Below are 13,657 nucleotides of genomic sequence, written 5' to 3'. Positions count from 1 at the left end.
TATCGACAATGGCATCGCTTATTCAGGTTCGTGATTTACTGGCTTTGCGGGGGCGCATGGAGGCGACACAAATTAGCCACACGCTGCATACCCCGCAGCCCATGATTGACGCCATGCTGAATCAGTTAGAAAAGATGGGCAAAGCGGTGCGGATTCAGGAAGATGCCGACGGGTGTCTTTCCGGAAGCTGCAAAAGTTGCCCAGAAGGTAAAGCCTGCCTGCGCGAGTGGTGGGCTTTACGCTAATCAGATGCTCTTTGCCGGATGGCGCTACGCTTATCCGGCCTACAAATGATGCAAACATCCAGGCCGGATAACGCGTTTACGCTGATATCCGGCTTTTTTGCGTAATGGATTCCACACAGATTTCATTATTTCAGCAAAAAAGATCTATCCTCCAGCCAGCCACGCATCGTTATTAATTCGTGGATGATTACTGGTAACCTGGGAAGTAGAGTCTCGTCATCTTTTTTCTCAGGTATAGCACCGCGTTTCCACTGATCGATATCACTGTTGTGCCCGATGACGAGATTATGCAGCATCGCCGGGTGGCGCTGTTGGAGCTCATCCAAAAGCATATTCGTAAACGCGATTTGATGGGGCTGGTAGAAAAACTGGCCATCCTGCTTGTTAAAGGACACGCTAATGACAACCAGTTGAAAGCCTTGTTTAATTATTTAATGCAGGCCGGTAACACCACACATTTTGGCGAGTTTCTTCATGAAGTCGCCGAACGTTTACCCCAACATAAGGACAAGTTGATGACTATCGCCGAAAGATTACGACAGGAAGGGCACCTTAATGGTCTTCAGGAAGGCCATAGGAAAGGGTTGCAAGAAGGGTTGCAAGAAGGGTTACAAACGGGTCTGCAACAAGGCAAACGAGAGGAAGCATTACGTATTGCATCAACTATGCAGGCTGATGGTATAGACCCACTAACCATCTTCAGAATTACTGGCCTGACCGCTGAGGATCTGGCTACGCGCAGCCATTAATCTCAGGCCCGGCGAGCATGGCACCACCGGGCAACGCAACGGATTTATAGCCGCTGTTTTAACGCCAGCAGCGCTGCGCAAAACTCGGCTGGATGCGAGATAAACGGCGCATGCGCCGCTTTGGCAAACACCAAAGACTCGCTCTGCGGCCACAGTGCATCCAGCATCGGGACGACTTTGCGCGGAACCAGCCCGTCAAGATAGCCGTACAACCGCAGGAAAGGCATTGCCACCGCGCACAGCGGTTCTCGCAGATCGACCGTTTTCAGGATCTCCAGCCCGCCATTGAGCACCTCGACGTCCGGCATGGGTAAAGCCAGCACCGTTTTCTTCAACGCTCGCGCATCCTGACGCGCAGTTTCTGTGCCCATCGTTTGCAACGCCAGAAAACGCTCCACCGTACGCTGGAAATCTTCGCTCAGCTGCTGCTGGAAACCTGCCAGCACCTCTGGCTTGATTCCCGGCCACTCATCCCGCGCGCTAAAGCAAGGGGAAGACGCGACGGTCACCAACGCCTGAACACGCTCAGGATGCGTTAACGCTACCTGACTCGCAACCAGCCCACCCAGACTCCAGCCGAGCCAAATAGCTTTCTCCGGTGCCTGTTTCAATACCCGCTCAGCCATCTCTTCCAGTGACATTGCACCGAAACCCTGGCTACGACCAAATCCCGGTAAGTCGACAAGATGCAGCGTAAAATGCGAGCTCAGTTCCTCGCTTATGCAATGCCACACTTGCGCATTCAGTCCCCATCCGTGCAGCAGCACAAGATGGCAATTTCCCGAACCCTGGGTCTGCCACCAGATGTCATTCATCAGTTATTGTTCTCTTTTAGCCTGAAAGGATGCATCTATGCTAACAGTACCGGGATTGTGCTGGCTATGCCGAATGCCCCTGACGTTAGGGCATTGGGGGATCTGCTCAGTCTGTACGCGGGCAACGCGTCAACACGCCAGCCTGTGCCCTCAATGTGGACTCCCTGCCGCTCATACCGTCATTCCCTGTGGGCGCTGCCTGCAAAAACCGCCGCCGTGGCAGAGACTGGTTACCGTCAGCGACTATGTTCCGCCGTTGAGCGGGCTTATCCGCCAGCTCAAGTTTTCACGACGCAGCGAAACAGCCTCAGCTCTTTCGCGTTTGCTATTGCTGGAGGTATTACAAGTTCGGCGTGTCTGCTATCTTCCTCTACCGGACAGGCTGGTCAGCGTCCCGCTATGGCAACGCCGACACTGGCGCAGAGGGTTTAATCAGAGCGATTTATTGTGCCGTCCGCTGGCGCGCTGGCTGGGTTGCGACTGGGACAGCCGGACCATCTCACGAGTTCGGGCAACCGCCACACAGCACCATCTCAGCGCCCGATTACGTAAACAAAACCTGAAAAATGCCTTTCGCCTTGAATTGCCGGTGCAGGGACTCCATATGGTTATTGTGGATGATGTCGTCACTACCGGAAGTACCGTCGCGGAAATCGCGCAGCTGCTTTTACGCAACGGCGCGGCGACTGTCCAGGTATGGTGCCTGTGTCGAACCTTGTAGAGCCTCGATGATGGGCGTATTATAACCAAGTAAAATAGTCAACTATTAGGCCATTACTATGATCCATATTTCCGATGCTGCACAAGCGCACTTTGCCAAACTGCTGGCAAATCAGGAAGAAGGGACACAAATCCGCGTATTTGTGATTAATCCCGGCACGCCTAACGCTGAATGCGGCGTTTCTTATTGTCCGCCGGACGCCGTGGAAGCAACCGACACCGCCATTAAATTTGACCTGCTGACCGCATATGTTGATGAACTGAGCGCACCGTATCTGGAAGATGCAGAAATCGATTTCGTTACCGACCAGTTAGGCTCCCAACTGACCCTGAAAGCACCAAACGCCAAAATGCGTAAAGTTGCCGATGATGCGCCGCTGATGGAACGCGTGGAGTACATGCTGCAATCGCAGATCAACCCACAGCTGGCTGGCCACGGTGGTCGTGTCTCTCTGATGGAAATCACCGATGAAGGCTACGCCATTCTGCAGTTTGGCGGCGGCTGTAACGGCTGTTCAATGGTAGATGTAACGCTGAAAGAAGGTATCGAGAAGCAGCTGCTGGCTGAATTCCCTGAACTGAAAGGCGTTCGCGATTTAACCGAACACCAGCGCGGCGAGCACTCTTACTACTAACGCCTGAACCTGTAGAGTATCCGTAGGCCCGATAAGACGCCCCCGCGTCGCTATCGGGCATTAATGCCGGGTGGTAGCGTAATCGCTGACTCCGGCTTACGTCCCAACATTTTTTCGCATTTATCCTGCAACAATCCCCCGCATAATTTGACCAGCCTCTCATATTTTAAATTTTGCCTGTCCAGGTGATTTTCAAGCGCAGCATGTTACCCGTATCATTCGTATCAGCACCTAACACACACATAATAGCCAGTTAAACTGATTAGTTTTGAAGGCAACCAGCATTGGTGCTGAGAATACTCTGTTCCCGGTCGGGACAATCGGAATTTGTCATCTAAACACTGACGTTACCCATAACAAAGTAAAGGCCAGGTAAATCATGCCATTAGTCATCGTTGCTATCGGTGTAATCTTGTTACTCCTCCTGATGATCCGTTTCAAAATGAACGGCTTCATCGCTCTCGTCCTGGTGGCGCTTGCTGTCGGATTGATGCAAGGGATGCCACTGGATAAAGTCATCGGTTCGATTAAAGCCGGCGTCGGCGGAACCCTTGGCAGCCTCGCCCTGATTATGGGTTTTGGCGCCATGCTGGGCAAAATGCTGGCGGACTGCGGTGGCGCACAGCGCATCGCAACCACTCTGATTGCTAAATTCGGCAAAAAACACATTCAGTGGGCGGTGGTATTAACCGGCTTCACCGTCGGTTTTGCCCTGTTCTACGAAGTTGGCTTCGTGCTGATGCTGCCGCTGGTATTCACCATTGCTGCCGCTGCTAACATCCCGCTGCTGTACGTTGGTGTGCCGATGGCGGCTGCGCTGTCCGTTACTCACGGCTTCCTGCCACCGCACCCGGGTCCAACCGCTATTGCCACCATTTTCCACGCAGATATGGGTAAAACTCTGCTGTTTGGTACGATTCTGGCAATCCCGACCGTTATTCTCGCCGGTCCGGTATACGCACGTTTCCTGAAAGGCATCGATAAGCCAATCCCGGAAGGTCTGTACAGCGCAAAAACCTTCACTGAAGAAGAGATGCCAGGCTTTGGCGTCAGCGTCTGGACCTCTCTGGTCCCGGTTATCCTGATGGCAATGCGCGCCGTGGCGGAGATGATTCTGCCGAAAGGCCATGCTTTCCTGACGGTTGCAGAATTCCTCGGTGACCCGGTCATGGCAACGCTGATTGCGGTGCTGATTGCGATGTTCACTTTTGGTCTGAACCGCGGACGTTCGATGGATCAGATTAACGACACGCTGGTGTCCTCAATCAAAATCATCGCGATGATGCTGTTGATCATCGGTGGTGGCGGTGCCTTTAAACAGGTCCTGGTTGATAGCGGCGTGGACAAATACATCGCCTCAATGATGCACGGCTCTAACGTTTCTCCGCTGCTGATGGCATGGTCTATCGCTGCAGTACTGCGTATCGCACTGGGTTCCGCAACCGTTGCAGCGATTACTGCAGGTGGGATTGTGGCACCGCTGATTGCAACGACCGGCGTAAGCCCTGAGCTGATGGTTATTGCGGTTGGCTCCGGTTCCGTCATCTTCTCCCACGTGAACGATCCTGGGTTCTGGCTGTTCAAGGAGTATTTCAACCTGACCATCGGTGAAACCATCAAGTCATGGTCAATGCTGGAAACCATTATCTCCGTCTGCGGTCTGGTAGGGTGTCTGCTGCTGGGTATGGTGGTCTGATAAAACTGTGCCTGATGGCGCTACGCTTATCAGGCCTACGTACTACGAGCCATCACCATAAGAAAGCCGGGGAATTCCCCGGCTTTTTTACTTCTTCTTCGCGGCCGCTTTTCGCCGCTTATCCAAATCCTTAATCAGCTTATTCACGCCTTCATCAGCAAACATCTGTTCCAGCGTGGCGGTGAGCTTACGCCGCCAGTTTTTGTACTGATCGCTGGTCCCCGGAATGTTGACCGGCTCAGCCATATCCAGCCAGTCTTCCGGTTGCAGGCCCAGCAACGCACTGTTGCTGTCAGCGATATAGCGTTGCATGCCGCGATTCAGAATCGGCGTCATCGACATCAGGGAAGCCTTGTGACCGGCACGTTTTGGCAGGCAGCCGTATTTGTGCAGCGCGTCCAGCAGCCCCTGTTTCGCCAGTTCCCGGTCCTGATACAACCCGCGCAGCACGACTTCATCCGGATACAGGCCCAGTGCTTTACCCAGCGTCAGATCGCCGCTATCCCAATAACCTTTAAGCGTAGGAAGGTCATGCGTCGCCGCGACTGCCATTGATTGTTCCGGGTACGCTTTCGGCGCACGGAAGTTTTTCTCATGGTCATTCTCAAAATAAAGCACTTTGTAGGAGTAGACGCCACTGTCACGCAGCTTGCTGACGATCTCCACCGGCACGGTACCCAGATCTTCACCAATCACCATGCAGTGATGACGTTTACTCTCCAGCGCCAGAATTGACAGCAGATCGTCGACCGGATAATGCACGTAGGCACCGTGATCGGCAGTTTCACCGTAAGGGATCCACCACAGACGCAGCATCGACATGACATGGTCGATACGCAACGCGCCGCAGTTCTGCATATTGGCGCGCAGCAGTTCGATAAACGGTTCGTAAGCACGTGCCGCGATGATGTGCGGATCCATCGGCGGCAGTCCCCAGTTTTGCCCAAGCGGACCGAGAATATCCGGCGGTGCGCCAACTGAAGCTTTCAGGCAATACAACTCGCGGTCACACCAGGTTTCCGCCCCGCCTTCGGCCACGCCAACGGCCAGGTCGCGATACAGCCCTATCGGCATTGCAAAGCCCTGGCTGGTTTTCCAGCAGTCAGCAAACTGGGTATACGCCAGCCACTGTAACCACAGGTAGAAATCTACGTCATCACGATGTTCTTCGCAGAAGCGTTTTACCTCTGGCGAGTCCACTGACTGGAAAGCTTCTGGCCACACCGGCCAGCCCCAGCGCAATGCGTCCTCTTTCACCTGATGCGCATGCAGCGCATCAAAGGCCGCCTGCCAGTAGAGGCTATCCCCTTCCTGAGCCACAAACTGGCGAAATGCCGCCATCTGCTCATCATCACGCGCAGAGAAGCTTTTCCACGCCATACGTAGCGCCGTCATCTTCAGTGCGGTAACAGCAGAATAATCAACCCACTCGGCATCGCGGGCGCGTTGCAGAGCTTGCTGAGTCGCGGGTTTCTGCCACCACGCCTGCGCCTCTTTACTCAGACGGAAATCATCTACGGCGTTTACATCAATATAAATAACGTTCAACCAGCGACGTGACGACGGGCTGTACGGGCTGGCGCTCTCCGGATTCGCCGGATACAGCGCGTGAATCGGATTAAGCCCGATAAACGCGCCGCCGCGTTGCGCTACATCCACCAGCATGGTGCGGAGATCGCCGAAGTCGCCAATCCCCCAGTTCTTTTCCGATCGCAAGGTGTAGAGCTGAACACATGCACCCCATAGCTTCTGCCCGGCTAACAACGCCTGCGGTTCATAGCAGCGCTTTGGTGCCACGATGATACGACAATGGGAACGCAGCTCGCCCTGGGTCAGGGTCAACGTGTGATACCCCTCCGGCAGCTTCGCCGGAAGGTTAAAAGATTTACCGCCGACGGCATGCCCTTTGTGCTGCACGCCCTCTTCGGTAGTCAGCAGCCAGTTAAACTCCCCGCTTCCCTCAACCGCCAGCGGCATTTTCTTACCAGCGGTATAAACCATGACATTCGGCACCGGCGTCACCGCCACCTGAACGGCGGCGGAGGTGCGATGCATGGCATCAAGCAAACGCCGCTTGGTTTCGGCGCCAATAGACTGCGGTTTACCGTGGGCATTAATGTAATTGGGGCTGATCCCCGCCGCCAGCGCGGCATTATCCAGACGTTTGCTTTCCATCGCGATCCCTTAACGTTTCGCCTGCCAGATACGAGCCTGATAATCGCGGATGGAGCGATCCGAACTGAACATGCCGCAACGCGCGGTATTCAGAATCGCCGCCCGGGTCCAGGCTTCCTGGTCACGATACAACACGTCAACCTGCTTCTGAGCTTCAACGTAGGCCGCGAAGTCCGCCATCACCAGATACGGGTCACCGCCCTGCTTGCCAATACTGTGCAACATCTGGTCGAAGGCATGTTTGTCGCCATCGCTGTATTTCCCGCTTTCCAGCTCTTTCAGGACAGCATCCAGCACTTTATCTTTCTTACGCCATTTCACCGGATCGTAGCCTTTGGCTTTGAGCGCCTTCACCTCTTCCACGGTATGACCAAAGATGAAGATATTTTCGTCCCCCACCTTCTCGGCGATTTCGACGTTTGCGCCATCCAGCGTACCTACGGTTAACGCACCGTTCAGCGCCAGCTTCATGTTACCGGTGCCGGAAGCCTCTTTCCCTGCGGTTGAAATCTGTTCAGAGATATCCGCCGCCGGAATCAGCATTTCCGCCGCCGAGACACAATAATCCGGCAAGAAGACGACCTTCAGCTTGTCGCCGACTTTCGGGTCGTTATTGATGGTTTGTGCAACCTGGTTGATGGCGAAGATGATATTTTTCGCCAGGTAGTAACCCGGAGCAGCTTTTGCGCCAAACAGGAATACGCGCGGCACGCGATCTGCCTGCGGGTTCTCACGGATTTCTTTGTACAACGCCAGAATATGCAGCAGATTCAGGTGCTGGCGCTTGTACTCATGCAGACGTTTAATCTGAATATCAAAGATAGCGTTAGTCGTTATTTCAATACCGGTACGCGCTTTAATAAACTTCACCAGGCGCTCTTTGTTCGCCAGTTTGATGTCACGATACTGCTGGCGGAACTTCGCGTCGTCGGCGTATTTTTCCAGATTGATCAGCTGATCGAGATCGTTAGCCCACTCTTTTTTCAGCGATTTATCCAGCAGTGCGGCAAGCGCCGGGTTGCATTGCTTAATCCAGCGACGCGGAGTAATCCCGTTGGTGACGTTATGGAATTTGTTCGGCCAGAGCTGGTGATATTCCGGGAACAGATCTTTCACTACCAGATCGGAGTGCAGCGCCGCCACACCGTTGACCGCAAAACCGCTGACCACGCACATGTTGGCCATACGCACCTGTTTACTGTGCACCACTGCCAGCTTCGCCCAGACTTCAGCATCACCCGGCCAGGTTTTATCAACCAACGTCTTAAAGCGGTCGTTAATCTCTTTGATGATTTGCATGTGGCGCGGCAGGAGTGCTTTCACCAGTTTCTCATCCCAGCACTCTAACGCTTCCGGCATCAGGGTGTGGTTGGTGTAAGCGAAGGTCTTGCTGGTAATCGCCCACGCATCGTCCCAGCTCATCTGGTGCTCATCAATCAGCACGCGCAGCAGTTCAGGGATCGCGATAGTCGGGTGAGTATCGTTAAGTTGAATGACTTCGTAATCAGCCAGTTCGTGCAGGTTACGCCCTGCCAGATGATGGCGGCGCAGAATGTCGGCTACGGAGCAGGCGCACTGGAAGTACTGCTGCATCAGGCGCAGCTTTTTACCCGCGGTGTGGTTATCGTTCGGGTACAGCACTTTCGTCAGTTTTTCAGCGTCGATGCCCTGCTGCTCTGCGCGCAGGAAATCGCCGTCATTAAATTTGGTCAGGTTAAACGGGTGCGCATGGCTGGCCTGCCACAGACGCAGCGGTTGCGCTACGCCGTTACGGTAGCCGAGAACCGGCAGATCCCATGCCTGGCCGGTGATGGTAAACCCTGGCTCCCAGTGCCCTTCTTTGGTGACCTTGCCACCAATCCCAACCTGCACATCCAGCGCCTCGTTGTGACGGAACCACGGGTAGCTGCCACGATGCCAGTCATCCGGGGCTTCCATCTGTTGGCCATCGGCAAACGACTGACGGAACAGGCCGTACTGGTAGTTGAGGCCATAGCCCGTCGCCGACTGGCCGACTGTCGCCATCGAATCAAGGAAGCAAGCCGCCAGGCGTCCCAATCCACCGTTACCCAACGCCGGATCGATCTCTTCTTCCAGCAGGTCTGTCAGGTTGACGTCATGCGCTTTCAGCTCATCGCTCACCACCTGATACCAGCCGAGGTTGAGTAAATTGTTGCCGGTCAGGCGACCAATCAAAAACTCCATCGAGATGTAGTTAACGTGACGCTGATTTTTTGCCGGTTTTGCCGCAGGCTGGGCGCTGAGTAACTCAGCCAACGCCCCACTCACTGCCTGCCACCACTGGCGCGACGTCATTTCTTGAGCCGACAGTAAACCGAAGCGCTGCCACTGACGCGTCAGGGCAGCCTGAAATTGATCTTTGTTGAAAGTAGGCTGTGACATAGGGGTTCCAGATCCTTAGGTAATAAAACAACGTTATCGCTAGTTTGCCTGGCTCGTTGTTGACATTCCTCATCCTGGCACGGATTAGGGAGGGAGGAGGAGCGGGGATGAGCATAAAAGTGTGATCGCCGCCACTTAAAGGGGAGGTAATTGCCCGTAAATTCGCGCAAACCCCGCATAACGCTCTTCGAATGACGCATTAGTAACAAAGGATTAATCGACAATATCAAATAGCGATATGACGATGAGAAACAATGTGTAAATAGGGAAATAGTTTCTAACCTGAAATATCTGTGCCCGATAAGATAATTCACATAAAACTTTTAAGTCGGCCACAAAATTCGGTGATATTCATTAGCTATTTGAGTAACCATATAAAAAGAGAGGGATTTTTCGACACAGTCAAAATTACAACGGATCCAGTCGCCACGCCTGTTGCGACTCTTTAAAGCATTTATTGCAATAGATGTATAGATTTGTGACATAGTGCAAAATCAGACACACAAAAAGTCCGCTTAGCTTGCATAAAACACCAATCTGGCCGACCTTATATCTATTAATTACGAAGCGCAAAAAAAATCATTCTTCCCTATTTTCACACAGTGAAGTGACTAACTTATGTTGATTCCGTCTAAATTAAGTCGTCCGGTTCGACTCGACCATACGGTGGTTCGTGAGCGCCTGTTGGCTAAACTTTCCGGCGCGAACAATTTCAGGCTTGCCCTGATAACAAGTCCTGCTGGTTATGGAAAAACGACGCTGGTTTCACAATGGGCGGCAGGGAAAAATGATTTAGGCTGGTATTCTCTGGATGAGGGCGATAATCAGCAAGAGCGCTTTGCCAGTTATCTGATCGCCGCTATCCAACAGGCAACAGGTGGACACTGCACCACCAGTGAAGCAATGGTGCAAAAACGTCAGTACGCCAGCCTGACGTCACTGTTTGCCCAGCTATTTATCGAACTGGCCGAGTGGCACCGCCCGCTCTACCTGGTAGTAGATGATTATCATCTGATCTCTAACCCGGCCATTCACGAAGCGATGCGTTTCTTCCTGCGTCACCAGCCTGAGAACCTCACGCTGGTCGTGCTGTCGCGCAATCTGCCGCAACTGGGTATTGCCAACCTGCGGGTGCGCGATCAACTGCTGGAGATAGGCAGCCAACAGCTGGCCTTTAACCATCAGGAAGCCAAACAATTTTTCGACCGCCGTTTGTCCTCTCCCATTGAAGCGGCAGAAAGCAGCCGGATGTGCGATGACGTTGCTGGCTGGGCCACGGCGTTACAACTGATCGCCCTTTCCGCCCGCCAGAACAATCATTCCGCGCACCAGTCAGCACGACGCCTCGCGGGGATCAACGCCAGCCATTTGTCCGATTATCTGGTTGATGAAGTGCTGGACAGCGTCGACCTCGGCACCCGTCACTTCCTGCTGAAAAGCGCCATTCTGCGTTCCATGAACGATGCGCTAATCGTCCGCGTTACCGGGGAAGAAAACGGCCAGATGCGGCTGGAAGAAATTGAGCGCCAGGGGTTATTCCTGCAGCGGATGGATGACGTTGGCGAGTGGTTCAGCTATCACCCGCTGTTTGGCAGCTTTTTACGCCAGCGCTGCCAATGGGAGCTGGCGAACGAACTGCCCGAAATACACCGCGCCGCCGCCGAAAGCTGGATGGCGCAAGGCTTCCCCAGCGAAGCTATCCACCACGCGCTGGCAGCCGGCGACGCCCATATGCTACGCGATATCCTGCTTAATCATGCGTGGGGACTGTTTAACCATAGCGAGCTGACGTTACTGGAAGAGTCGCTGAAAGCCCTGCCGTGGGAAAGTCTGCTGGAAAATCCGCGTCTGGTTCTGTTGCAAGCCTGGCTGATGCAAAGCCAGCACCGCTACGGAGAGGTTAACACCTTGCTGGCGCGCGCAGAGCAGGAAATGAAAGGCGACATGGAGCCGACACTGCACGCCGAATTCAACGCTTTACGGGCGCAGGTAGCGATTAACGACGGCAACCCTGACGAAGCCGAACGCCTGGCGAAACTGGCCCTGGATGAGTTACCCATCGCCTGGTTCTATAGCCGGATCGTCGCCACCTCGGTGCACGGCGAAGTCCTGCACTGTAAGGGCGATCTCACGCGCTCTCTGGCGTTAATGCAGCAAACCGAGCAAATGGCGCGTCATCATGACGTCTGGCATTACGCGCTGTGGAGTCTTATCCAGCAAAGCGAAATTTTGTTTGCCCAGGGCTTTTTACAGGCCGCCTGGGAAACTCAGGAAAAAGCATTCCAGCTGATCAAAGAGCAGCACCTGGAACAGCTGCCGATGCACGAATTCCTGGTACGTATTCGCGCACAACTACTGTGGGCATGGGCGCGTCTGGACGAATCAGAAGCCTCTGCCCGTAGCGGTATTGAACTGCTTTCCACTTTCCAGCCGCAGCAACAGCTACAGTGTCTGGCGCTGCTGGTTCAGTGTTCACTGGCACGGGGCGATCTCGATAACGCTCGCAGCCTGCTCAACCGCCTGGAAAACCTGCTGGGTAACGGTCACTATCACAGCGACTGGATCTCCAACGCCGATAAGGTGCGGGTGATTTACTGGCAAATGGTGGGCGACAAAAACTCGGCCGCCAACTGGCTGCGCCACACGCCAAAACCAGAATTCGCCAATAACCACTTCCTGCAAAGCCAGTGGCGCAACATCGCTCGCGCGCAAATCCTGCTCGGCGAGTTTGAACCGGCTGAGATTGTGCTGGAAGAGTTGAATGAAAATGCGCGCAATCTGCGCCTGATGAGCGATCTGAACCGTAACCTGTTGCTGCTTAATCAGCTCTACTGGCAGGCAGGGCACAAAAATGACGCCCAGCGTGTGTTACTCGACGCCCTACAGCTGGCGAACCGCACCGGATTCATCAGCCACTTTGTTATCGAAGGCGAGGCCATGGCGCAACAACTGCGTCAGCTGATTCAGCTCAATACCTTACCGGAACTCGATCAGCACCGCGCCCAGCGCATTTTGCGTGAGATTAACCAGCACCACCGCCATAAATTTGCCCACTTCGATGAAGGGTTCGTTGAGCGTCTGCTTACTCACCCGGAAGTGCCGGAGCTTATCCGCACCAGCCCGCTGACCCAGCGCGAATGGCAGGTTCTGGGACTGATTTATTCGGGCTACAGCAACGAGCAGATCGCCGGAGAGCTGGCCGTCGCGGCAACGACCATCAAGACGCACATCCGCAATTTGTACCAAAAGCTCGGTGTCGCACATCGCCAGGATGCGGTGCAACATGCGCAGAAGCTGCTGAAGATGATGGGGTACGGCGTTTAGTTAATGCCTGATACGCAACGCTTATCAGGCCTGGAATTACCTTAGCACAGCTCTAACTGGATATGATGGTCAGCAATCACCTGCATCACACCAGCAGGCGGCAGCGTGTCGGTATACACCGCATCCACCATGCTGATGCTGCCCATATTAACCATCGCGTTACGCCCAAACTTCGAGTGGTCCACCACCAGCATCACATGCCGTGAATTCTCAATGATCGCGCGCTTGGTGCGAACTTCGTGATAATCAAACTCCAGCAGGGAACCGTCGCTGTCGATGCCGCTGATCCCTAAGATGCCGAAGTCCAGACGGAACTGAGAAATAAAGTCGAGGGTCGCTTCGCCCATAATACCGCCGTCGCGGCTACGCAGTTCACCACCGGCGAGTATTATGCGGAAATCCTCTTTCGCCATCAGCGTGTTCGCCACATTGAGGTTGTTGGTCACAATGCGTAAATTGCTGTGATTAAGCAGCGCGTGAGCCACCGCTTCCGGCGTAGTTCCGATATCAATAAACAGCGTTGAGCCGTTCGGGATTTGCGTGGCAACTTTGCGGGCAATGCGCTCTTTTTCCGCAGTCTGCGTCGCTTTACGGTCATGCCACGGGGTGTTGACCGAGCTGGATGGCAGCGCCGCGCCGCCGTGATGGCGCAAAATCATGTTCTGATCGGCCAGATCGTTAAGATCGCGGCGAATCGTCTGCGGGCTGACGGAGAAATGCTCCACCAGCTCTTCAGTACTGACGTATCCCTGTTTTTTTACCAGCTCGATGATCGCGTCATGTCGTTGTGTTTGCTTCATTATGGTTCCCTGAAATTTTGCCGGATGCGCTGACGCTTATCCGGCCTACAAATTGGTCCAAACGCACACCGCCTTCCGGCACCACAAAACTTGAG

At 54.1% G+C, this 13,657-nt stretch carries 9 protein-coding genes and 1 pseudogene; 6 read left to right on the top strand and 4 right to left on the bottom strand.

What is annotated here, in order from left to right:
- The first annotated feature begins 8 nt into the window (after nt 1–8).
- Entirely contained in the window at nt 9–245 is a 237-nt protein-coding gene (gene feoC, locus OGY06_RS17320) for a [Fe-S]-dependent transcriptional repressor FeoC (RefSeq protein WP_003023516.1), read from the top strand.
- Nucleotides 246–478: 233 nt separating this feature from the next.
- Nucleotides 479–994: pseudogene (locus OGY06_RS17315) on the top strand (Rpn family recombination-promoting nuclease/putative transposase); the annotation flags it as partial.
- A gap of 44 nt (nt 995–1,038) precedes the next feature.
- Here the strand turns inward: OGY06_RS17315 and bioH are convergent.
- Nucleotides 1,039–1,809: a pimeloyl-ACP methyl ester esterase BioH gene (gene bioH / locus OGY06_RS17310; RefSeq protein WP_003827648.1), complete on the bottom strand. Its 771-nt coding sequence runs from the start codon at nt 1,807–1,809 to the stop codon at nt 1,039–1,041.
- Nucleotides 1,810–1,846: 37 nt separating this feature from the next.
- Here bioH and gntX point away from each other — a divergent pair, with 37 nt between their 5' ends.
- The 3 genes from gntX to gntT all read left to right on the top strand — a co-directional run bounded on the left by gntX (nt 1,847) and on the right by gntT (nt 4,860).
- A complete protein-coding gene (gene gntX / locus OGY06_RS17305) occupies nt 1,847–2,530 on the top strand; it encodes a DNA utilization protein GntX (protein ID WP_286605774.1) in 684 nt (227 codons plus the stop codon).
- 58 nt (nt 2,531–2,588) lie between these two features.
- Complete coding sequence (gene nfuA, locus OGY06_RS17300; protein ID WP_003023509.1) at nt 2,589–3,164, top strand: Fe-S biogenesis protein NfuA; 576 nt, start codon at nt 2,589–2,591, stop codon at nt 3,162–3,164.
- A 379-nt stretch (nt 3,165–3,543) separates the two neighbouring features.
- A complete protein-coding gene (gntT, locus tag OGY06_RS17295; protein ID WP_003023507.1) occupies nt 3,544–4,860 on the top strand; it encodes a gluconate transporter in 1,317 nt (438 codons plus the stop codon).
- A gap of 87 nt (nt 4,861–4,947) precedes the next feature.
- Here gntT and malQ read toward each other — a convergent pair whose 3' ends face one another.
- Entirely contained in the window at nt 4,948–7,035 is a 2,088-nt protein-coding gene (gene malQ / locus OGY06_RS17290; RefSeq protein WP_286605772.1) for a 4-alpha-glucanotransferase, read from the bottom strand.
- A 9-nt stretch (nt 7,036–7,044) separates the two neighbouring features.
- A complete protein-coding gene (gene malP, locus OGY06_RS17285; RefSeq protein WP_149335479.1) occupies nt 7,045–9,438 on the bottom strand; it encodes a maltodextrin phosphorylase in 2,394 nt (797 codons plus the stop codon).
- 618 nt (nt 9,439–10,056) lie between these two features.
- Here malP and malT point away from each other — a divergent pair.
- Nucleotides 10,057–12,762, top strand: a complete 2,706-nt coding sequence (gene malT / locus OGY06_RS17280; protein WP_286605770.1) for an HTH-type transcriptional regulator MalT — start codon at nt 10,057–10,059, stop codon at nt 12,760–12,762.
- 41 nt (nt 12,763–12,803) lie between these two features.
- On the opposite strand, the gene OGY06_RS17275 is transcribed toward malT, so the two are convergent.
- Nucleotides 12,804–13,562: a DeoR/GlpR family transcriptional regulator gene (locus tag OGY06_RS17275; protein ID WP_003023499.1), complete on the bottom strand. Its 759-nt coding sequence runs from the start codon at nt 13,560–13,562 to the stop codon at nt 12,804–12,806.
- Nucleotides 13,563–13,657 lie beyond the last annotated feature (95 nt).

The sequence above is a fragment of the Citrobacter sp. Cpo147 genome, assembly GCF_030332405.1.
GTDB classification, from domain to species: Bacteria; Pseudomonadota; Gammaproteobacteria; order Enterobacterales; family Enterobacteriaceae; genus Citrobacter; species Citrobacter portucalensis.
The sequence above is the reverse complement of the archived record's forward strand: the minus strand, read 5'-3'. Positions and strand labels throughout refer to the sequence as shown.

What these genes read in the sequence shown, in the direction of transcription:
- feoC (WP_003023516.1), top strand. Translation starts at nt 9, where the DNA reads ATGGCATCGCTTATTCAGGTTCGTGATTTACTGGCTTTGCGGGGGCGC.
- bioH (WP_003827648.1), bottom strand. Translation starts at nt 1,809, where the DNA reads ATGAATGACATCTGGTGGCAGACCCAGGGTTCGGGAAATTGCCATCTT.
- gntX (WP_286605774.1), top strand. Translation starts at nt 1,847, where the DNA reads ATGCTAACAGTACCGGGATTGTGCTGGCTATGCCGAATGCCCCTGACG.
- nfuA (WP_003023509.1), top strand. Translation starts at nt 2,589, where the DNA reads ATGATCCATATTTCCGATGCTGCACAAGCGCACTTTGCCAAACTGCTG.
- gntT (WP_003023507.1), top strand. Translation starts at nt 3,544, where the DNA reads ATGCCATTAGTCATCGTTGCTATCGGTGTAATCTTGTTACTCCTCCTG.
- malQ (WP_286605772.1), bottom strand. Translation starts at nt 7,035, where the DNA reads ATGGAAAGCAAACGTCTGGATAATGCCGCGCTGGCGGCGGGGATCAGC.
- malP (WP_149335479.1), bottom strand. Translation starts at nt 9,438, where the DNA reads ATGTCACAGCCTACTTTCAACAAAGATCAATTTCAGGCTGCCCTGACG.
- malT (WP_286605770.1), top strand. Translation starts at nt 10,057, where the DNA reads ATGTTGATTCCGTCTAAATTAAGTCGTCCGGTTCGACTCGACCATACG.
- OGY06_RS17275 (WP_003023499.1), bottom strand. Translation starts at nt 13,562, where the DNA reads ATGAAGCAAACACAACGACATGACGCGATCATCGAGCTGGTAAAAAAA.